This window comes from Enterococcus phoeniculicola ATCC BAA-412 (genome assembly GCF_000407505.1).
Classification (GTDB): Bacteria; Bacillota; Bacilli; order Lactobacillales; family Enterococcaceae; genus Enterococcus_K; species Enterococcus_K phoeniculicola.
Genome location: NZ_ASWE01000003.1, coordinates 164,689 through 184,945 on the forward strand (window position 1 = coordinate 164,689; position 20,257 = coordinate 184,945).

Consider the following 20,257-nt stretch of genomic DNA (forward strand, 5'->3'; position numbering starts at 1 on the left):
TAAATTCATAGGAAAGGGGCGATAAAAATGGAGAAGAAGCAATATGTTTGTGTAAAGTGTGGGAATCAACACTATGTATCCGATCAATTTCAGGCAACAGGTGGCAACTTTGCGAAAATCTTTGACGTCCAAAACAAGAAATTTATCACTGTAAGTTGCACACAATGTGGGTTTACTGAGTTGTATCAAAATCAAACAAGCGCAGGTTGGAATGTCCTAGACTTTTTAATGGGCGGATAATCATTGTTTATAGAATGAGAAAAAGTAAGAGGGTGGGAGATAACTATTTAAGTTATCTCTCACTCTCTTAAAATCTTAATAAACGGCGGGAACAGAAGTAACTCATCTCCACTGCGTTTCGCTCTCAACAACTTCTACGCATGAGACATGCTAGAGTTGAAGGCTTCGAAAATAAGCTGAAATTCCCAAAGATTTGAGGAGCAATCTTCGTGAATTCCTTCTTATTTCTTGGAGCTGAACACTTCTGTCCTACTCTTACACTAATAAGAGTTGATCGTCTTTTAATTCTGTGCCGCTGTTTTTATGGAAAAGATCCATTAGTTGCGGTACTGTAAGTGTTTCTTTTTCTGTGCCTGAGACATCGACCACGATGTTTCCTTGATGAAGCATGATTAATCGATTGCCGTAGCGGATGGCGTCCTCCATATCGTGAGTAACCATAAATGCTGTTAGCTTTTGCTGAGTAATCAACTTTTCCGTTAATTCCATCACTGTCAGTGAGGTTTTTGGATCTAAAGCTGCGGTGTGTTCATCTAAAAGAATCAGCTCTGGACGTTGGAGGGTTGCCATTAATAAAGTGATTGCCTGCCGTTGTCCGCCAGAAAGTAAACCGATTTCTGTTTGCAGCCTGTTTTCTAGACCTAAACCAAGACTTGCCAATTGTTCTTTAAAAAAGGCGCGGTCTTTTTTTTGTACCCCACTACGAAAGCCTCTTTTTTGTCCACGTAACATAGCAAGCGCTAGATTTTCTTCTACAGTTAAGCGAACTGCCGTCCCCATTCGAGGATCTTGAAAGACACGGCTGATGTCTTTTGAACGTTTTGTGACGGATTTTTTTGTAATATCTGTCCCATGTAAGCAAATTTTTCCAGTTGTTGTAGGTAAGGTACCAGCAATGCTGTTTAACAAAGTTGATTTACCAGCTCCGTTTCCACCAATAATGGTGACGAATTCTCCTGACTCAATCGTTAAATTAATTCCTTTTAAGACATGATTTTCATTGACTGTATTTTGCTCAAAAATTTGGTGTAAATTCTCAATGGTTAGTACTGCGGTCATTTGCCAGCACCTCCTTTTATCGTTGGTTGTTTAAGAGAAAGTTTTTTTCGAAGCTGTGGTAGTGATAGGCACACCACTAAGACTAGAGCCGAAGCAAGCTTCGAGTAATCTGATGGAATATTCAATTCAAAAACAAGTGCCAAAATGAATCGGTAGATAATAGCACCTAAAACGATGGTTGCCAAACGGATAGGTAATGGCTTATTTCGGAATAAAACCTCGGCAATAATGATAGAAGCAAGACCGATAACAATTGTCCCGATACCGGAATTGACATCTGCAAACCCATTGTTTTGAGCAAGCAGAGCTCCCGCTAAAGAAATGCAGCCGTTTGAAATCATGTAGCCAATCATCTTCATGTTATCTGTGTTAATACCGTTTGCTTCGCTCATTTCTAAGTTATCGCCGGTTGAACGAATGGCGAGACCCACTTCTGTTCTGAAAAAGAGGACTAATGCAAGGATGACAATCAAGACGATAAGTAAACCAGCTAAGATAATTGTATTTGTCTTAGTCAAACCAAGAGGCTGTAGCCATGAGAAAAATGTTTTTTGTCCGATTAAGGTAATATTTGGTGCATTCATAATTCGACTGGTTATAGAATATAATCCAGTCATTGTAATGATTCCTGCAAGCAGTGCAGGGATTTTAAGCTTTGTATGCAGAATACCTGAAATAAAGCCAGCAACCACTCCGCCTAAAAAACCTAAAAGACTAGCTAATATTGGAGAAATTCCTTGTGTAATACTAACAGCTGCAATACCAGCGCCTAGTGGGAAACTTCCCTCGGTCGTTAAATCTGCAATGTCAAGAATACGGTAAGTCAAAAATACACCAATGGCCAGTAAGGACCAAAGGAGTCCTTGAGAGACGGATGAAATAAATATCGTTAATAAATTACTCATAAAATCATAACTTCCTTTCAAATAGAAAACTAGTGGTGTTCAACGAAGGAAGGACGATGAACGCCACTTCGTTTTTTACGAGGATGGACTATAACTTAGATAGTTATGTCTCATTCTAAGACTCGGTTTTGATACTGCTCAGTAATAATAAATTTTTCAACTTTTATTAAAGTTTTACTAGAGAGGAAAGAACGAAGAAAAGCTCCTTCATCTCTCGATTGCTCAAATTATTGATATGAATCTATTTAGGTTCTTTGATGCTGTTTGGATCGATGCCTAAAGCTTTTGCCATCTCTTCATTGACGATGAGCTTGAATTCGTTTGCTGATTCTACTGGGTAAGTGGCAGGTTCGGCTTTTCCATCTAAAATTTTTGCAGCTATTTCACCCGTTTGCTTTCCTAATGCGTGATAATCAATTCCGAAGGTTGCTAAACCACCATCTTCTACTTGTTCTACGGATCCAGCAACTACAGGGGTCTTCGTTTCTTTTGCTACTTCGCCTACGACAGGTGCTGCGCTAGCAAAAGTATTGTCAGTTGGAATGTAGATGCCATCTACATCTTTTGCTAAACTAGTCGTTACTTGTTGGACATCATTTGTTGAATTCGCTGTGAGTACTTTTACTTTTACCCCTGCTTTTTTTAGTGCTTTTTCTGCAAGCTCCGCTTGGATTTTTGAATTTGTTTCTCCGTTGTTGTACATAATTCCGATGGTTTTTGCATCAGGAACAATGCTTAATAGTAATTGAATTTGTTTGTCGATAGGAACCATATCCGTTGTGCCAGTTACGTTTCCGCCAGGTGCTTCATCTGAGCTGACTAGCTTGGCTTCTGTTAAATCAGTGACGGCGGTAACAGTAATGGGAATATCGGTTGTTTCATTTAGTAACGATTGAGCTGCAGGCGTTGCGATTGCTAACAGAAGATTTGGTTTTTCTTTGACTAGTTTTTCGCTCATACTTTTCAAATTGTCTTGATTATTTTGTGCATTTTGATACGTAATAGTTAGATTTTCGCCCTCTTTATAGCCATTTTCTGCTAAGCCTTCTTTAAATCCTTCATAAGATGCATCTAAGGAACCATGTTTGACTAATTGTAGAACCCCAACAGTTTTTCCATCTGTGTTTCCTGATGACTGGGTATCTGAGTTGCCACATGCTCCTAATGCTAAAAGTGAAATCATTCCTAATCCTACTAATATGTTCTTCTTCATCCTTCATTCCTCCATTTTTTCTGAAAATAAAAAATCCATTCAGACAATACGTCTAAATGGATTGAAAAAGTCGATAAAAATCGGTTTCTGCTAGCCACTTAGCGATTGTCTACGCGGCTTTTTTGCAGATGCAAAACTCTCTAGCCATCATAGATACAAACTTACGTTGTATGTTTGTATCCATAATGATGAATACAAACTTATCTAAAATAGCTAAAGTAAAAATTATTCAGTTGTGTACTGTTTAAATGAGTCATAAGAAACCCCTCCACAAATTGAATTGTTCTCAGTATAAAGGAAAACCAAATGAGCTGTCAATGAAAAGTTTTTAAATTTTCAGAATATTTTTGTAAAGGAGGGAGAATAAATTTTAATCATCACCTATTCCTACTATGAAATAGACCCTTGACTTTGTCATGAAAAGAGTGTAATATATGAAGTTGCAAAAACTATCTGACACAGAATGAAAGCAGGAACGAAATATTGTCCGTTCCGGTTTAAATAGGGAAACAAAAGTAGAAGCTCAGGAAATATTTTTCAAGAGAACGTTCTATTTTTGGTTTTTTTTTGCCTAAAAGCCGCAAAAAATGCTTATTGTTACGTATTTTTAATATTTGTAAACAAATTGTAACAAAAAAGATCGGGTAGCATTTTGAAGACTTATTAGAGGAGTGAAGAACTTGGCTGGACACGTAGTAAAATACGGGAAACACCGTGAGCGCAGAAGCTTCGCGAGAATCAGTGAAGTGTTGGAATTACCAAATCTGATTGAAATTCAAACAGACTCTTATCAATGGTTCCTTGATGAAGGGCTAAGAGAAATGTTTGAAGACATTTTACCAATTGATGACTTTAACGGAAACCTATCATTAGAATTTGTTGACTATGAACTAAAAGAACCTAAGTATACAGTAGAAGAAGCACGTGCGCATGATGCAAATTACTCTGCACCGTTGCATGTAACACTACGCTTAACAAACCGTGAAACAGGTGAAATTAAGTCTCAAGAAGTATTCTTTGGTGATTTCCCACTGATGACAGAAATGGGTACATTTATTATCAACGGAGCAGAACGAGTAATCGTTTCTCAGTTGGTTCGTTCGCCAGGTGTATACTTCCACGGAAAAGTGGATAAAAATGGAAAAGAAGGATTTGGTTCGACTGTCATTCCTAACCGTGGTGCTTGGCTGGAAATGGAAACAGATGCAAAAGACATCTCTTACGTGCGTATTGACCGTACACGTAAAATTCCATTGACTGTATTAGTCAGAGCGCTAGGATTTGGTTCAGATGACACAATCTTTGAAATCTTTGGGGACAGCGAAAGCTTACGCAATACAATCGAAAAAGACTTGCATAAAAATGCCAGTGATTCACGTACTGAAGAAGGGCTAAAAGACGTTTATGAACGTTTACGTCCAGGAGAACCAAAAACAGCAGACAGTTCACGTAACTTGTTAAATGCTCGTTTCTTTGATCCAAAACGTTATGATCTTGCAAATGTAGGTCGTTATAAAGTAAATAAAAAGTTAGACTTAAAAACACGTCTATTAAACTTAACATTAGCTGAAACTCTAGTTGATCCTGAAACAGGAGAAATCCTTGTTGAAAAAGGAACGGTTCTAACGCATCAAGTAATGGAAACATTAGGACAACATATTGATAATGGATTAAATTCAGTAACTTACTATCCTTCAGAAGATGGTGTAGTGACGGAACCCATGACCGTTCAAGTAATCAAAGTCTTTTCACCAAAAGATCCTGAACGCGAAGTGAACGTGATTGGTAATGGCTATCCTGAATCAGCAATTAGAACGGTACGTCCAGCAGATATCGTTGCTTCTATGAGTTATTTCCTTAACTTAATGGAAGGCATTGGACAAGTAGATGATATCGATCACTTAGGAAACCGTCGTATTCGTTCTGTTGGAGAATTATTACAAAATCAATTCCGTATCGGATTAGCTCGTATGGAACGTGTAGTACGTGAAAGAATGTCTATCCAAGATACAGAAACTCTTACGCCGCAACAATTGATTAATATTCGTCCAGTAGTAGCAAGTATCAAAGAATTCTTTGGTTCTTCTCAGTTATCACAGTTCATGGACCAAACAAATCCTCTAGGCGAGTTGACACACAAACGTCGTTTATCAGCCTTAGGACCTGGTGGTTTGACACGTGACCGTGCCGGATATGAAGTGCGAGATGTTCACTATTCTCACTATGGTCGTATGTGTCCAATTGAAACGCCTGAAGGCCCGAATATTGGATTGATTAACAGCTTGTCTAGTTATGCGAAAGTAAACAAATTTGGGTTTATCGAAACCCCTTATCGTCGTGTTGACCGTGAAACAGGTCGAGTGACAGATAAGATTGATTACTTAACAGCAGACACAGAAGACCATTATATCGTAGCGCAAGCGAACTCATTGTTAAATGAAGATGGCAGCTTTGCAGAAGAGCTTGTTATGGCTCGTTCTCAAAGTGAAAACTTAGAAATTTCAATTGATAAAGTTGATTACATGGACGTATCACCTAAACAAGTAGTTGCAGTCGCTACAGCTTGTATCCCGTTCTTGGAAAACGATGACTCAAACCGTGCCTTGATGGGTGCCAACATGCAGCGTCAAGCAGTACCGTTGATTCAACCTCGTTCTCCATGGGTAGGTACTGGTATGGAATATAAATCAGCGCATGACTCAGGTGCAGCTTTATTATGTAAACATGATGGTGTTGTAGAATTTGTTGATGCTTCTGAAGTTCGTGTTCGTCGCGACAACGGGGCATTGGACAAATATTCTGTAACAAAATTCCGTCGTTCAAACTCAGGAACAAGTTATAACCAACGTCCAATCGTTCACCTTGGTGAAAAAGTGGAAAAAGGAGATACTCTAGCTGATGGACCTTCTATGGAAGAAGGGGAAATGGCTTTAGGTCAAAACGTCTTAGTTGGGTTCATGACTTGGGAAGGGTATAACTATGAAGATGCGATTATCATGAGTCGTCGTCTAGTAAAAGATGACGTGTATACATCTATTCATATTGAAGAATATGAATCAGAAGCTCGTGATACAAAATTAGGCCCTGAAGAAATTACTCGTGAAATTCCAAACGTCGGTGAAGATGCACTGAAAGATTTAGATGAAATGGGTATTATCCGTATTGGTGCAGAAGTAAAAGATGGTGATTTGTTAGTAGGAAAAGTCACTCCTAAAGGGGTAACTGAACTATCTGCTGAAGAACGTCTTTTACATGCTATCTTTGGGGAAAAAGCTCGTGAAGTACGCGATACCTCTCTACGTGTTCCACATGGTGGCGGAGGAATCGTTCATGATGTGAAAATATTTACTCGTGAAGCTGGCGATGAATTATCACCAGGAGTAAACATGTTAGTTCGTGTATATATCGTTCAAAAACGTAAAATCCACGAAGGCGATAAGATGGCGGGACGTCACGGAAATAAAGGGGTTGTCTCTCGTATTATGCCAGAAGAAGACATGCCTTACTTACCAGACGGCACGCCAATCGATATCATGTTGAATCCATTAGGGGTTCCTTCACGTATGAACATTGGGCAAGTATTAGAATTGCACTTAGGTATGGCTGCTCGCCAACTAGGAATTCACGTTGCAACGCCAGTATTTGATGGAGCAACAGATGACGATGTATGGGAAACAGTTCGTGAAGCTGGTATGGCAAAAGATGCGAAAACAATTCTTTACGATGGACGAACAGGGGAACCATTTGATGGCCGAATCTCTGTTGGTGTGATGTACATGATTAAATTAGCCCACATGGTTGATGATAAATTACATGCACGTTCTATTGGACCATACTCACTTGTTACACAACAACCATTGGGTGGTAAAGCACAATTTGGTGGACAACGTTTCGGTGAAATGGAAGTGTGGGCACTGGAAGCATACGGTGCAGCTTATACATTACAAGAAATCTTGACCTATAAATCAGATGATGTTGTGGGACGTGTGAAAACATACGAAGCAATCGTTAAAGGCGAACCAATTCCAAAACCGGGTGTACCAGAATCATTCCGCGTATTAGTAAAAGAATTGCAGTCACTAGGTTTAGACATGCGTGTGTTAGACATTGAAGAAAAAGAAATTGAACTTCGTGATATGGATGACGACGATGATGATTTAATCACAGTAGATGCATTGACAAAATTTGCTGAACAACAAAATGCAAAAGAATTAGAGAAACAAGCGGCTGCAAAAATTCAAGAAGAACAAGAAACAGCTGTTCAAAAGTTTGAAACGGCAGAAGACACATTAGACTAACCAGTCTTAGAATATCTTGCAGGGCGGAAAAATCCGTCTTGTAAGATTGCCATGAAATTGAAATGGAGGGAACCCCGTTTGATCGATGTAAATAAATTCGAGAGTATGCAAATAGGTTTGGCTTCTCCCGAAAAAATCAGAAGCTGGTCTTATGGTGAAGTAAAAAAACCTGAGACGATTAATTATCGTACCTTAAAACCTGAACGCGAAGGGTTGTTCTGTGAACGTATTTTTGGTCCTACAAAAGACTGGGAATGTGCCTGCGGAAAATATAAACGAATCCGTTATAAAGGAATTGTTTGTGACCGTTGTGGTGTCGAAGTGACTCGTTCAAAAGTTCGTCGTGAACGTATGGGACATATTGAATTAGCAGCACCAGTTTCTCATATCTGGTACTTTAAAGGAATTCCTTCTCGTATGGGACTTGTTTTAGACATGAGTCCTCGTGCGTTAGAAGAAATTATCTACTTTGCTTCATACGTAGTTATCGAAGCTGGAGATACTAGTTTAGAGAAAAAACAATTATTGACTGAACGTGAATATCGTGAAAAACGTGATCAGTATGGTCAAGAATTCCATGCCGCTATGGGTGCCGAAGCAATCAAACAATTGCTAGACAATGTTGATTTAGACGGCGAAGTAGTGACACTGAAAGAAGAATTGAAGACAGCTCAAGGGCAAAAACGTACGCGTGCGATTCGTCGTTTAGACATCTTAGAAGCTTTCCGTGCTTCTGGAAATGAGCCAAGCTGGATGGTTATGGATGTTATTCCAGTTATTCCTCCAGATTTACGTCCAATGGTTCAATTAGAAGGTGGACGTTTTGCAACAAGTGACTTAAATGATTTGTATCGTCGTGTAATCAACCGTAATAACCGTTTGAAACGCTTGTTAGACTTGAATGCACCGAATATCATTGTTCAAAATGAAAAACGGATGCTTCAAGAAGCAGTGGATGCATTGATTGATAATGGTCGTCGTGGCCGTCCGGTAACTGGACCAGGAAACCGTCCGTTGAAATCTTTATCACATATGCTAAAAGGGAAACAAGGTCGTTTCCGTCAAAACCTGCTAGGAAAACGTGTTGACTATTCTGGTCGTTCCGTTATCGTAGTTGGACCAAACTTACAAATGTATCAATGTGGTTTACCAAAAGAGATGGCTATTGAATTATTCAAACCATTTGTTATGCGTGAATTAGTGCAACGTGAGCTTGCGTCAAACATTAAAAATGCGAAACGTAAGATTGAGCGTCAAGAAGATGAAGTTTGGGATGTATTAGAAGATGTAATTCGTGAACATCCAGTTCTATTGAACCGAGCACCTACATTGCATAGATTAGGTATCCAAGCGTTTGAACCTGTATTAGTTGAAGGACGTGCGATTCGTTTGCATCCGCTTGTGTGTGAAGCTTACAATGCCGATTTCGATGGAGACCAAATGGCCGTTCACGTGCCGTTAAATGAAGAAGCACAAGCAGAAGCACGTATGCTAATGTTGGCTGCTCAAAACATTTTGAATCCAAAAGATGGCAAACCAGTGGTTACACCATCTCAGGATATGGTTTTAGGAAACTACTACTTAACGATGGAAGAAGACGGACGTGAAGGCGAAGGCATGATCTTCCGTGATATGAACGAAGCAGTAATTGCATGGCGCAATGGCTATGTTCATTTACATTCACGTATTGGTGTAGATCCAAACACATTAGGCGACAAACCATTCACTGAATGGCAAAAAGAACGTATGATGATTACGACGGTTGGTAAGATTATCTTTAACGAAATCATGCCGCAAGAATTCCCTTATTTGAATGAACCAACGGACTTTAACTTAACCGTTCAAACACCAGATAAATACTTTGTGGAAGCTGGAACAGATATTCCTAGCTTCATCAAAGAACAAGAGTTGATTCTTCCATTCAAGAAGAAAAATCTAGGAAACATCATTGCGGAAGTCTTTAAACGTTTCAAGATTACTGAAACTTCTAAGATGCTTGACCGTATGAAAGATCTTGGATACAAACATTCAACGATGGCCGGGATTACTGTTGGGATTGCTGATATCATGGTTCTTCATGAAAAACAAGAACTGATTGATGCAGCTCATAAACAAGTAGAAACTATTACTAAACAATTCCGTCGCGGTTTGATCACAGATGATGAACGTTATGAACGTGTAATTGCTGTGTGGAATAAAGTAAAAGATGATATCCAACAACGATTAATGGAAAGTTTAGATGCAAAAAATCCAATCTTCATGATGTCTGATTCTGGAGCCCGTGGTAACATCTCCAACTTTACTCAGCTTGCTGGTATGCGTGGACTTATGGCCGCTCCGAATGGTCAGATTATGGAATTGCCGATTATCTCTAACTTCCGTGAAGGGTTATCTGTCTTAGAAATGTTTATCTCTACTCACGGGGCTCGTAAAGGAATGACCGATACAGCCTTGAAGACCGCCGATTCTGGTTACTTAACTCGTCGTCTAGTTGACGTAGCACAAGATGTTATCATCCGTGAAGACGATTGTGGTACTGATCGCGGACTAGAAATTCAAGCAATCCGTGAAGGAAATGAGATTATTGAGTCTCTGGAAGAACGTTTGGTAGGACGTTATACACGTAAAACTGTTCGTCATCCAGAAACAAATGAACTAATCATTGGTGACGATGAATTAATTTCCGAAGATATCGCTCGTCAAATCGTAGATGCTGGTGTTGAGAAGGTTACTATCCGTTCAGTCTTCACATGTAATACGAAGCACGGCGTATGTAAACATTGTTATGGTCGTAACTTGGCTACTGGTTCTGATGTTGAAGTTGGGGAAGCAGTTGGTACAATTGCCGCTCAATCAATCGGTGAACCAGGTACTCAGTTAACCATGCGTACATTCCATACCGGTGGGGTTGCCGGAGATGATATTACTCAAGGGCTACCACGTGTCCAAGAAATTTTTGAAGCACGTAATCCGAAAGGGCAAGCTGTTATTACAGAAGTAACAGGGGAAGTCATTGATATTTCTGAAGAAGCTGCGACACGTGTCAAAGAAGTGACGATTAAAGGGAAAACTGATACACGTACGTACACAGTTCCTTTCACTGCACGTATGAAAGTAGCAGAAGGGGATTATATCCATCGTGGAGATCCGCTAACTGAAGGATCAATTGAACCAAAACAATTATTACAAGTTCGTGATGTGTTATCTGTTGAAAACTACTTGTTACGTGAAGTACAACGCGTATATCGTATGCAAGGGGTAGAAATCGGCGATAAGCATATCGAAGTAATGGTTCGTCAAATGTTGCGTAAAGTCCGTGTAATGGATCCAGGTGACACAGATATCTTACCAGGAACGTTATTGGATATTGCAGAATTTAAAGACCGTAACTACGATACTTTAGTAGCTGGCGGTGTCCCAGCGACATCACGTCCAGTGTTACTTGGTATTACAAAAGCATCATTAGAAACGAACAGCTTCTTGTCAGCTGCTTCCTTCCAAGAAACGACTCGTGTCTTAACAGATGCGGCTATTCGTGGGAAGAAAGATCCGCTTCTAGGATTGAAGGAAAATGTTATCATTGGTAAAATCATTCCAGCAGGTACAGGGATGGCACGTTACCGTAACATGGAACCAAAAGAAGTCAGCGTAGCAAGCGAAAATGTTTACAGTATCTCTGATATTGAAGCACAAATGGCTGCTGAAGATGCGTTAAATAATAAATAAAAATAGAAAAGTAGAGTTGGTGAATGTTGCCAGCTCTATTTTTTTGCAAAAAACCTCTATAAAAATAAATTCACATTGTGCGTCATTATTCTGTTGTTGAAACACGGCTAATGCCAACAGCTGCCAATTTGGCGGATATAAACTTAGAGAAAAATAGATTTGGAGATGAATTTTCTTCCTGTGTAAAAATTCCTTTTAAGTTGGACTGCTTATTTAGCATCCAAGGTAGCTATCGTAGTTAAAATGCGAGAAAGAAACAAAGATGAATTCACTTTGAACTCGTGATAGAAGTGTCCAGCTCCAAGAATCAAGTGGGGACTGTGCATCGTCGGAAGTGAACCCCCGTGATTTTAGCATTATGCTGAAAATTTACTATTTGTTAACAGGGGAAGGAAGTTAGAATAAAACTTTTTGAGAGACGTTCCGTTCTCTTAAAGGGATACGAAATAAAATTAGTTTCTTCTATATAAATAGTAAACTAGAGAAAAAAGAAATCTGAAAAAAGAAGTGATCTAAAAAAATAAATAGAAAAGAAAATTAGACTATGAAAATAAATTATTTTTTTCAAGAAAAAGGCTTGCTATCTATGTTTTTCTGTAATATAATCATAAAGGTGCTGTTTACGTGAGTAAATGTGCACTGGTAGGGCTCGAAAGAAAACTGCCGGCTAAGAAACGAGAGGTTGCGACACGCCCGGACGCTTTGCCACGAACGAGCGTGACGGAAAATTTTCGTGGAGCTATGTCTACTTTTCAAAATAGGCGAAGGAGGGAATAAGATGGCAAAACAAAAAATTCGTATCCGTTTAAAAGCGTATGAACACCGTATTTTAGACCAATCAGCGGATAAAATTGTAGAAACTGCAAAAAGAACTGGAGCTAGCGTGTCTGGTCCAATTCCATTACCAACAGAACGTAGTCTTTACACTGTTATTCGTGCGACTCATAAATACAAAGATTCACGCGAACAATTCGAAATGCGTACTCACAAACGTCTGATTGACATTGTGAACCCAACACCAAAAACAGTTGATGCTTTAATGAAGCTTGACTTACCATCTGGTGTGAACATTGAAATTAAACTATAATCAAAAAAATTAAGTTGGAGGTGTACTCATGACCAAAGGAATCTTAGGGAAAAAAGTGGGAATGACACAAATCTTCACTGAATCTGGCGAACTAATCCCAGTTACAGTTGTTGAAGCTACGCCAAACGTAGTTTTACAAGTGAAAACAATGGAAACTGATGGCTACGAAGCTATTCAAGTTGGTTACCAAGATATGCGTGAAGTTTTATCAAACAAACCTGCGAAAGGTCATGTTTCAAAAGCAAACACGGCTCCTAAGCGCTTCATTAGAGAATTCAAAAATGTTGAGCTAGGAGAATACGAAGTAGGAAAAGAAATCGCTGTTGATGTTTTCCAAGCAGGTGACATTATTGATGTTACAGGTACTACAAAAGGTAAAGGATTCCAAGGGGTTATCAAACGTCACGGCCAAAGCCGCGGACCAATGGCTCACGGTTCTCGTTACCATCGTCGTCCTGGGTCAATGGGTCCAGTTGCACCTAACCGTGTATTTAAAAATAAAAAACTTGCTGGCCGTATGGGTGGCAATCGCGTAACAATCCAAAACTTGGAAATCGTTCGCGTGGATGTTGAAAGAAACGTTATCCTTATTAAAGGAAATGTTCCTGGAGCGAAAAAATCATTAATCACTATTAAATCAGCTGTGAAAGCTAAATAATTAGTACGGGAAAGGAGGAACTAAGGAATGCCGAATGTAGCATTATTCAAACAAGATGGAACCCAAAACGGTGAAATCACTTTAAACGAAGAAATCTTCGGAATCGAACCTAATGAATCAGTTGTCTTTGATGCAATCATCATGCAACGTGCTTCATTAAGACAAGGAACTCACGCAGTTAAAAACCGTAGTGCAGTCCGTGGCGGTGGTCGTAAACCATGGCGCCAAAAAGGAACTGGTCGTGCTCGTCAAGGATCAATCCGCTCACCACAATGGCGTGGAGGTGGTATTGTCTTCGGACCAACACCACGTTCTTACAGCTACAAACTTCCTAAAAAAGTTCGTCGTTTAGCAATGAAATCTGTATTGTCAGAAAAAGTTGCTTCAAACAATCTAGTTGCTGTTGACGCGTTAAGCTTCGACGCACCTAAAACAAAAGAATTCAAACAAGTTCTTGCTAACTTATCTATTGACTCTAAGGTGTTAGTAGTAATTGAAACAGAAAATGATTTTGCAGCATTATCTGCACGTAATCTTGAGAAAGTTTCAGTTGTTACTGCTGACAATGTAAGTGTTCTAGACGTTGTCTCTAATGACAAAGTGTTAGCAACACAAACTGCTCTTACTCAAATTGAGGAGGTGCTTGCATAATGAACTTACTAGACGTAATTAAACGCCCAGTGATCACTGAAAAATCTATGCTTGCCATGGACGAAAAGAAATTCACTTTTGAAGTGGACACTCGCGCAAACAAAACTTTAGTAAAACAAGCTGTTGAAGCAGCATTTGACGTAAACGTGAAAAACGTAAACATCATCAACGTGCGTCCTAAATTTAAACGCATGGGCAAATATGCAGGATATACAAAAAAACGTCGCAAAGCAGTTGTGACTTTAACTGAAGATTCTAAAGGAATCGAAATTTTCGATGCTGAATAAGCATTTCTAAAAGAAACAATAAAGTAGGAGGGAATAAGACGTGGCGATTAAAAAGTACAAACCTACCACAAATGGCCGTCGTAACATGACAAGTTCTGATTTCGCTGAAATCACAACTGCAACACCAGAAAAATCATTGTTACAGCCGATGAAAAACAATGCCGGTCGTAACAACAATGGCCGTATCACTGTTCGTCATCAAGGTGGCGGTCACAAACGCCAATACCGTGTCATTGACTTTAAACGTAACAAAGACAATGTACCAGCGGTTGTTAAAACTATCGAGTATGATCCAAACCGTTCTGCTAACATTGCGTTAGTTCATTACGAGGATGGAGTTAAAGCATATATCTTAGCACCTAAAGGACTAGAAGTAGGCATGCGCCTAGTATCTGGACCTGAAGCGGATATTAAAGTAGGTAACGCACTACCATTGGAAAACATTCCAGTAGGTACAGTTATCCACAACATTGAAATGAAACCTGGTAAAGGTGGACAATTAATTCGTTCAGCTGGAACAAGTGCTCAAGTACTTGGTAAAGAAGGCAAATACGTGTTAATCCGTTTGAACTCAGGCGAAGTACGTATGATCTTGGCAACTTGCCGTGCAACTGTTGGTTCTGTTGGAAATGAACAACATGAATTAATCAACATTGGTAAAGCAGGTCGTTCTCGTTGGATGCGTAAACGTCCAACTGTACGTGGTAGCGTAATGAACCCTAACGATCACCCACACGGTGGTGGTGAAGGTAAAGCTCCAATCGGACGCCCATCACCAGTATCACCTTGGGGTCAACCAGCTATTGGCTTCAAAACACGTAACAAAAAAGCTAAATCAGACAAACTTATTGTTCGTCGCAGAACAAAATAATTTCATTAACAGAGTGTTACACATTTTGAGAGGAGGTTCACCATGGGTCGTAGTTTAAAGAAAGGACCTTTCGCTGATGAGCATTTAATGAAAAAAGTTGAAGCTCAACAAGGTGCCGAAAAGAAAAGAGTTATTAAAACTTGGTCTCGTCGTTCTACAATCTTCCCAAGTTTTGTTGGATTCACAATCGCAGTTTACGATGGACGTAAACATGTGCCTGTTTATATCCAAGAAGATATGGTAGGACACAAATTAGGTGAATTTGCACCAACTAGAACTTATCGTGGCCATGCTGCTGACGATAAGAAAACTAGACGCTAATTTTGAGGGGAGGATAAATACAAATGGCAGAACAAATTACATCAGCTAAAGCAACTGCAAAAACAGTTCGCACTTCACCTCGTAAAGCCCGTTTAGTAATCGATCTTATCAGAGGTAAAAGCATTGCGGATGCAATTTCAATTTTGAAATTCACACCGAATAAGTCTGCTGGAATCATCGAAAAAGTTTTGATGTCCGCAGTTGCTAATGCAGAGAATAACTTTGACTTAGACGTTGAAAACTTGGTAGTATCTGAAGCTTTCGTTAACGAAGGACCAACTATGAAACGCTTCCGTCCACGTGCGAAAGGATCAGCTTCTCCAATCAACAAACGTACAAGTCATATTACAGTAGTCGTATCAGAAAAATAAGGAGGGACATTCAGTGGGGCAAAAAGTACATCCAATTGGAATGCGTGTAGGAATCATCCGCGACTGGGATGCTAAATGGTATGCTGAAAAAGAGTATGCTGAATTTTTACACGAAGATTTAAGAATCCGTAAATTTATCTCGACTAGACTTGCTGATGCTGCGGTGTCTACAATTGAAATCGAACGCGCTGCAAATCGTGTTAACATTTCAATCCACACAGCGAAACCAGGTATGGTAATTGGTAAAGGCGGATCTGAAGTCGAAAACCTAAGAAAAGAACTAAATAAATTAACTGGTAAAAGAATTCACATCAACATCGTTGAAATCAAAAAACCAGATTTAGATGCAAAATTAGTGGGCGAAGGAATTGCACGTCAATTAGAAAACCGTGTTGCTTTCCGTCGTGCGCAAAAACAAGCAATCCAACGTACAATGCGTTCAGGAGCTAAAGGAATTAAAACTCAAGTATCAGGCCGTTTAAATGGTGCGGATATCGCTCGTTCAGAAGGATATTCTGAAGGAACAGTTCCATTGCATACATTACGTGCAGATATTGATTACGCTTGGGAAGAAGCAGATACAACATACGGAAAACTAGGAGTTAAAGTGTGGATTTATCGTGGAGAAATTCTTCCAACTAAAAAGAACACTGAGAAAGGAGGGAAATAAGCATGTTAGTACCTAAACGTGTAAAACACCGTCGTGAATTCCGCGGAAAAATGCGCGGTGAAGCGAAAGGCGGAAAAGAAATCGCATTTGGTGAATACGGCTTACAAGCTGTTGAATCACATTGGATTACAAACCGTCAGATCGAAGCTTCTCGTATTGCTATGACTCGTTACATGAAACGTGGCGGGAAAGTATGGATTAAAATTTTCCCTCATAAATCATATACATCTAAAGCGATCGGCGTTCGTATGGGTAAAGGGAAAGGGGCTCCTGAAGGATGGGTTGCACCAGTAAAACGTGGAAAAATCATGTTTGAAATTGCAGGCGTACCTGAAGAAGTAGCTCGCGAAGCATTACGTCTTGCTTCTCACAAATTACCTATGAAAACGAAAATCGTAAAACGTGAGGAAATGGGTGGTGAATCGAATGAAGGTTAAAGAAATCAGAGAATTAACCACTGCCGAAATGCTAGACCAAGAAAAACAATTGAAAGAAGAATTGTTTAATCTAAGATTCCAACTAGCTACAGGTCAATTAGAAAACACTGCACGTATTAAACAAGTACGTCAATCGATTGCACGCATCAAAACAGTATTGCGTGAACAAGCTAACTAATAGTGGAAGGAGGCCATTCATCGTATGACTGAAGAAAGAAATCAACGTAAAGTTTACCAAGGTCGCGTTATTTCCGACAAAATGGATAAAACGATCACAGTATCTGTTGAAACTAAGAAGAATCACCCAATTTACGGTAAACGTATGAAATATTCTAAGAAATACAAAGCTCATGACGAAAACAACACTGCAAAAGTTGGAGATATCGTGAGAATTATGGAAACTCGTCCATTATCAGCTACAAAACGTTTCCGTTTGCTAGAAGTAGTGGAAGAAGCAGTTATTATCTAATAAAACGAGATTTTCCTATATAGATTGAGACTTAAAATCTGAAAGGAGGATACACATCGTGATCCAACAAGAAAGCCGTTTGAAAGTCGCTGACAATTCTGGCGCGCGTGAAATTTTAACGATCAAAGTCCTTGGTGGTTCTGGTCGCAAAACTGCTAATATTGGTGACGTGATTGTTGCTACTGTCAAACAAGCAACGCCAGGTGGAGTTGTTAAAAAAGGTGAAGTAGTAAAAGCCGTTATCGTTCGTACAAAATCCGGAGCTCGTCGTACTGACGGTTCTTACATTAAATTTGATGAAAATGCTGCAGTAATTATCCGTGATGATAAAAGCCCTCGTGGAACACGTATCTTTGGCCCAGTTGCACGTGAATTGCGTGAAAACAACTTCATGAAGATCGTTTCTCTAGCACCAGAGGTTTTATAATCGTGAGTCACTTATCAAAGGAGGTGCGCAACAATAATGTTTGTTAAAAAAGGCGATAAAGTTAAAGTTATTACTGGTAAAGACAAAAATAAAGAAGGCGAAGTATTAGCTGTCTTCCCTAAACAAAATAAAGTCACAGTACAAGGTGTTAACATTGCTAAAAAACACCAAAAACCTTCACAATCAGCTCCTCAAGGAGGAATTGTTGAGTTTGAAGCTCCAATTGATGCTTCTAACGTGATGATCATTGATCCATCAACAGGTGAAGCAACTCGTATCGGATACAAAGTCGTTGACGGTGTGAAAGTTCGAGTTTCTAAAAAATCTGGAGAAGTTATTACTACTCCTAAAAAATCAGAAGATAAATAATCATTTAAGGAAGGAGGGGCTTATTGAATGAACCGCCTGAAAGAAAAATATCTTAAAGAAATAACTCCATCATTAATGGAAAAATTCAACTATAGTTCTGTTATGCAAACACCTAAAGTTGACAAAATTGTCATCAACATGGGTGTTGGTGATGCGGTATCAAACGCAAAAAACTTAGATAAAGCTGTTGAAGAATTAGCAATTATTACTGGTCAAAAACCAATAATTACAAAAGCTAAGAAATCAATCGCTGGCTTCCGTCTACGTGAGGGTATGCCAATCGGTGCGAAAGTAACTTTACGTGGAGAAAGAATGTACGAATTTTTAGATAAATTAGTATCAGTATCTTTACCACGTGTACGTGACTTCCACGGAGTAAGTAAAAAAGCCTTTGATGGCCGTGGTAACTACACTTTAGGTATTAAAGAACAATTAATCTTCCCAGAAGTTGATTATGATTTAGTAGATAAAGTACGCGGTATGGACATCGTTATTGTTACAACTGCAAACACAGATGAAGAATCTCGTGAGTTGCTAGGACAATTAGGTATGCCGTTCCAAAAATAAAAAAAGGAGGCGAACTACGTGGCTAAAAAATCAATGATTGCTAAAAATAAACGTCCAGCTAAACATTCTACACAAGCTTATACTCGTTGCGAACGTTGCGGACGTCCACATTCAGTTTATCGTAAATTTCATCTTTGCCGTATTTGCTTCCGCGAACTTGCCTATAAAGGACAAATTCCCGGCGTGAAGAAAGCTAGCTGGTAAACAAGTAAACTCGCATAAAGGAGGTAAACAGTTCAATGGTCATGACAGATCCAATTGCAGATTTTTTAACTCGCATTCGTAATGCTAACATGGTTAAACATGAAGTGTTAGAAGTGCCTGCATCAAAAATCAAACGTGATATCGCAGAAATCTTGAAACGTGAAGGTTTCGTTCGCGATGTAGAATATATCGAAGATGACAAACAAGGTGTGATTCGTGTTTTCTTAAAATACGGAAAAAACAACGAGCGTGTTATCACGAACTTAAAACGTATCTCTAAACCAGGCTTACGTGCTTACGTTAAAGCTGATGAAGTACCAAAAGTACTAAATGGTTTAGGAATCGCAATCATCTCAACTTCTGAAGGTGTTATCACTGATAAAGAAGCAAGAGCTAAAAACGTTGGTGGCGAAGTAGTCGCTTACGTTTGGTAATCTAAAAGAATACACAAGGAGGTGTCTCTAAGTGAGCCGTATTGGTAATAAAATCGTTGTCCTTCCTGCGGGAGTGACAATTACTCAAGATGGAAATGATGTTACAGTTAAAGGACCTAAAGGTGAGTTAACACGTACTTTTTCTTCTGATATTAAAATGAATATCGAAGGAAACGAAGTGACATTCACTCGTCCAAATGACAGTAAAGAAATGAAAACAATCCACGGAACTACACGTGCGAACTTCAACAACATGGTTGTTGGTGTTAGCGAAGGTTTCGAAAAAGCTTTAGAACTAATTGGGGTTGGGTACCGTGCACAATTGCAAGGAACAAAACTTGTATTGAACGTAGGTTACTCACATCCAGTTGAAATTACACCACCTGCTGGAGTAACAGTTGAAGTTCCTTCAAATACTCAAGTAATCGTTAAAGGTGCTAATAAAGAACATGTTGGCGAATTAGCTGCGAATATTCGTATCGTTCGTCCACCAGAACCTTACAAAGGCAAAGGTATCCGCTATGTTGGTGAATACGTACGTCGTAAAGAAGGTAAAACTGGTAAATAATAGTAATTCATGTGAATTACTATTCGCAGCCTAAGGGCTAGCAAAAATAAAGAGGTGACAATTGTGATTACAAAACCAGATAAAAATAAAACACGTCAAAAGAGACATCGTCGTGTACGTAACAAAATCTCTGGTACTGCTGAGTGCCCACGCTTAAATATTTTCCGTTCAAACAAAAACATCTACGCTCAAGTAATTGATGACGTAGCGGGTGTGACGCTAGCAAGTGCCTCTGCCTTAGATAAAGAAGTATCAGGCGATACAAAAACAGAAGTCGCTACAGCAGTTGGGAAACTAGTTGCTGAACGTGCCGCTGAAAAAGGCATCAAAAAAGTAGTCTTTGACCGTGGTGGATACCTTTACCATGGCCGCGTTGCAGCTTTAGCTGAAGCAGCTCGTGAAAATGGACTAGAATTTTAGGAGAA

At 39.3% G+C, this 20,257-nt stretch carries 24 protein-coding genes; 21 read left to right on the forward strand and 3 right to left on the reverse strand.

The window, feature by feature from the left end; genetic code table 11:
- Positions 1-27 precede the first annotated feature (27 nt).
- On the forward strand, positions 28-240 hold the full coding sequence (locus I589_RS11490) for a zinc ribbon domain-containing protein (RefSeq protein ID WP_010767934.1): 213 nt from the start codon (positions 28-30) through the stop codon (positions 238-240).
- Positions 241-495: 255 nt separating this feature from the next.
- Here I589_RS11490 and I589_RS11495 read toward each other — a convergent pair whose 3' ends face one another.
- The 3 genes from I589_RS11495 to I589_RS11505 form a co-directional block, all read right to left on the reverse strand.
- Positions 496-1,299 (reverse strand): ABC transporter ATP-binding protein, encoded by an 804-nt coding sequence (locus I589_RS11495; RefSeq protein WP_010767935.1) that lies wholly within the window; start codon positions 1,297-1,299, stop codon positions 496-498.
- Positions 1,296-2,204: an ABC transporter permease gene (locus I589_RS11500; protein ID WP_010767936.1), complete on the reverse strand. Its 909-nt coding sequence runs from the start codon at positions 2,202-2,204 to the stop codon at positions 1,296-1,298. The genes I589_RS11495 and I589_RS11500 overlap by 4 nt, the downstream gene beginning before the upstream one ends.
- 241 nt (positions 2,205-2,445) lie before the next feature.
- Positions 2,446-3,417 carry an ABC transporter substrate-binding protein gene (locus I589_RS11505; RefSeq protein WP_010767937.1) on the reverse strand — a complete coding sequence of 324 codons (972 nt, stop codon included), beginning with the start codon at positions 3,415-3,417 and terminating at the stop codon, positions 2,446-2,448.
- 680 nt (positions 3,418-4,097) lie between these two features.
- Between I589_RS11505 and rpoB the strand changes: the two genes are divergently transcribed.
- The 20 genes from rpoB to rplR all read left to right on the forward strand — a co-directional run bounded on the left by rpoB (position 4,098) and on the right by rplR (position 20,252).
- Positions 4,098-7,715, forward strand: coding sequence for a DNA-directed RNA polymerase subunit beta (gene rpoB / locus I589_RS11510; protein WP_010767938.1), 3,618 nt, complete (start codon positions 4,098-4,100; stop codon positions 7,713-7,715).
- A gap of 78 nt (positions 7,716-7,793) precedes the next feature.
- Entirely contained in the window at positions 7,794-11,441 is a 3,648-nt protein-coding gene (gene rpoC / locus I589_RS11515; RefSeq protein WP_010767939.1) for a DNA-directed RNA polymerase subunit beta', read from the forward strand.
- 778 nt (positions 11,442-12,219) lie between these two features.
- A complete protein-coding gene (gene rpsJ / locus I589_RS11520) occupies positions 12,220-12,528 on the forward strand; it encodes a 30S ribosomal protein S10 (RefSeq protein ID WP_005880808.1) in 309 nt (102 codons plus the stop codon).
- A 28-nt stretch (positions 12,529-12,556) separates the two neighbouring features.
- Positions 12,557-13,186 (forward strand): 50S ribosomal protein L3, encoded by a 630-nt coding sequence (rplC, locus tag I589_RS11525; RefSeq protein ID WP_010767940.1) that lies wholly within the window; start codon positions 12,557-12,559, stop codon positions 13,184-13,186.
- A 27-nt stretch (positions 13,187-13,213) separates the two neighbouring features.
- On the forward strand, positions 13,214-13,837 hold the full coding sequence (gene rplD, locus I589_RS11530) for a 50S ribosomal protein L4 (RefSeq protein WP_010767941.1): 624 nt from the start codon (positions 13,214-13,216) through the stop codon (positions 13,835-13,837).
- A complete protein-coding gene (gene rplW / locus I589_RS11535) occupies positions 13,837-14,124 on the forward strand; it encodes a 50S ribosomal protein L23 (protein WP_010767942.1) in 288 nt (95 codons plus the stop codon). The genes rplD and rplW overlap by 1 nt, the downstream gene beginning before the upstream one ends.
- A 40-nt stretch (positions 14,125-14,164) precedes the next feature.
- The gene (gene rplB, locus I589_RS11540) at positions 14,165-14,995 is read left to right on the forward strand and encodes a 50S ribosomal protein L2 (RefSeq protein ID WP_010767943.1); all 831 of its coding nucleotides are present in this window, start codon (positions 14,165-14,167) and stop codon (positions 14,993-14,995) included.
- Between the two features lie 42 nt (positions 14,996-15,037).
- A complete protein-coding gene (rpsS, locus tag I589_RS11545; protein WP_010767944.1) occupies positions 15,038-15,316 on the forward strand; it encodes a 30S ribosomal protein S19 in 279 nt (92 codons plus the stop codon).
- 23 nt (positions 15,317-15,339) lie between these two features.
- A complete protein-coding gene (gene rplV / locus I589_RS11550; protein WP_010767945.1) occupies positions 15,340-15,687 on the forward strand; it encodes a 50S ribosomal protein L22 in 348 nt (115 codons plus the stop codon).
- Positions 15,688-15,700: 13 nt separating this feature from the next.
- Positions 15,701-16,357 carry a 30S ribosomal protein S3 gene (rpsC, locus tag I589_RS11555; protein WP_010767946.1) on the forward strand — a complete coding sequence of 219 codons (657 nt, stop codon included), beginning with the start codon at positions 15,701-15,703 and terminating at the stop codon, positions 16,355-16,357.
- A 2-nt stretch (positions 16,358-16,359) separates the two neighbouring features.
- Positions 16,360-16,794, forward strand: coding sequence for a 50S ribosomal protein L16 (rplP, locus tag I589_RS11560; protein ID WP_010767947.1), 435 nt, complete (start codon positions 16,360-16,362; stop codon positions 16,792-16,794).
- Positions 16,784-16,972, forward strand: coding sequence for a 50S ribosomal protein L29 (gene rpmC, locus I589_RS11565; protein ID WP_010767948.1), 189 nt, complete (start codon positions 16,784-16,786; stop codon positions 16,970-16,972). Before rplP ends, rpmC begins: the two co-directional genes overlap by 11 nt.
- Positions 16,973-16,996: 24 nt before the next feature.
- A complete protein-coding gene (rpsQ, locus tag I589_RS11570; protein WP_010767949.1) occupies positions 16,997-17,263 on the forward strand; it encodes a 30S ribosomal protein S17 in 267 nt (88 codons plus the stop codon).
- Between the two features lie 58 nt (positions 17,264-17,321).
- Positions 17,322-17,690: a 50S ribosomal protein L14 gene (rplN, locus tag I589_RS11575; protein ID WP_010766218.1), complete on the forward strand. Its 369-nt coding sequence runs from the start codon at positions 17,322-17,324 to the stop codon at positions 17,688-17,690.
- A 36-nt stretch (positions 17,691-17,726) separates the two neighbouring features.
- Positions 17,727-18,059, forward strand: a complete 333-nt coding sequence (rplX, locus tag I589_RS11580; protein WP_010767950.1) for a 50S ribosomal protein L24 — start codon at positions 17,727-17,729, stop codon at positions 18,057-18,059.
- Between the two features lie 27 nt (positions 18,060-18,086).
- Positions 18,087-18,626 (forward strand): 50S ribosomal protein L5, encoded by a 540-nt coding sequence (rplE, locus tag I589_RS11585; RefSeq protein ID WP_010767951.1) that lies wholly within the window; start codon positions 18,087-18,089, stop codon positions 18,624-18,626.
- Between the two features lie 18 nt (positions 18,627-18,644).
- Positions 18,645-18,830 carry a type Z 30S ribosomal protein S14 gene (locus I589_RS11590; RefSeq protein WP_002356214.1) on the forward strand — a complete coding sequence of 62 codons (186 nt, stop codon included), beginning with the start codon at positions 18,645-18,647 and terminating at the stop codon, positions 18,828-18,830.
- A 35-nt stretch (positions 18,831-18,865) separates the two neighbouring features.
- The gene (gene rpsH, locus I589_RS11595; RefSeq protein ID WP_010767952.1) at positions 18,866-19,264 is read left to right on the forward strand and encodes a 30S ribosomal protein S8; all 399 of its coding nucleotides are present in this window, start codon (positions 18,866-18,868) and stop codon (positions 19,262-19,264) included.
- Positions 19,265-19,295: 31 nt separating this feature from the next.
- Positions 19,296-19,832 carry a 50S ribosomal protein L6 gene (gene rplF / locus I589_RS11600; RefSeq protein ID WP_010767953.1) on the forward strand — a complete coding sequence of 179 codons (537 nt, stop codon included), beginning with the start codon at positions 19,296-19,298 and terminating at the stop codon, positions 19,830-19,832.
- Between the two features lie 63 nt (positions 19,833-19,895).
- The gene (rplR, locus tag I589_RS11605; protein WP_010767954.1) at positions 19,896-20,252 is read left to right on the forward strand and encodes a 50S ribosomal protein L18; all 357 of its coding nucleotides are present in this window, start codon (positions 19,896-19,898) and stop codon (positions 20,250-20,252) included.
- Positions 20,253-20,257: the final 5 nt, after the last annotated feature.

Excerpts from the sequence above, each read along its gene's own strand:
- rplV (WP_010767945.1), top strand. The coding sequence starts at position 15,340 with ATGGCAGAACAAATTACATCAGCTAAAGCAACTGCAAAAACAGTTCGC.
- rpsJ (WP_005880808.1), top strand. The coding sequence starts at position 12,220 with ATGGCAAAACAAAAAATTCGTATCCGTTTAAAAGCGTATGAACACCGT.
- rpsH (WP_010767952.1), top strand. The coding sequence starts at position 18,866 with ATGGTCATGACAGATCCAATTGCAGATTTTTTAACTCGCATTCGTAAT.
- I589_RS11495 (WP_010767935.1), bottom strand. The coding sequence starts at position 1,299 with ATGACCGCAGTACTAACCATTGAGAATTTACACCAAATTTTTGAGCAA.
- rpmC (WP_010767948.1), top strand. The coding sequence starts at position 16,784 with ATGAAGGTTAAAGAAATCAGAGAATTAACCACTGCCGAAATGCTAGAC.
- I589_RS11500 (WP_010767936.1), bottom strand. The coding sequence starts at position 2,204 with ATGAGTAATTTATTAACGATATTTATTTCATCCGTCTCTCAAGGACTC.
- rplD (WP_010767941.1), top strand. The coding sequence starts at position 13,214 with ATGCCGAATGTAGCATTATTCAAACAAGATGGAACCCAAAACGGTGAA.
- rplE (WP_010767951.1), top strand. The coding sequence starts at position 18,087 with ATGAACCGCCTGAAAGAAAAATATCTTAAAGAAATAACTCCATCATTA.
- rplP (WP_010767947.1), top strand. The coding sequence starts at position 16,360 with ATGTTAGTACCTAAACGTGTAAAACACCGTCGTGAATTCCGCGGAAAA.
- rplC (WP_010767940.1), top strand. The coding sequence starts at position 12,557 with ATGACCAAAGGAATCTTAGGGAAAAAAGTGGGAATGACACAAATCTTC.
- rplW (WP_010767942.1), top strand. The coding sequence starts at position 13,837 with ATGAACTTACTAGACGTAATTAAACGCCCAGTGATCACTGAAAAATCT.
- rpsS (WP_010767944.1), top strand. The coding sequence starts at position 15,038 with ATGGGTCGTAGTTTAAAGAAAGGACCTTTCGCTGATGAGCATTTAATG.
- I589_RS11505 (WP_010767937.1), bottom strand. The coding sequence starts at position 3,417 with ATGAAGAAGAACATATTAGTAGGATTAGGAATGATTTCACTTTTAGCA.
- rpsQ (WP_010767949.1), top strand. The coding sequence starts at position 16,997 with ATGACTGAAGAAAGAAATCAACGTAAAGTTTACCAAGGTCGCGTTATT.
- rplX (WP_010767950.1), top strand. The coding sequence starts at position 17,727 with ATGTTTGTTAAAAAAGGCGATAAAGTTAAAGTTATTACTGGTAAAGAC.
- I589_RS11490 (WP_010767934.1), top strand. The coding sequence starts at position 28 with ATGGAGAAGAAGCAATATGTTTGTGTAAAGTGTGGGAATCAACACTAT.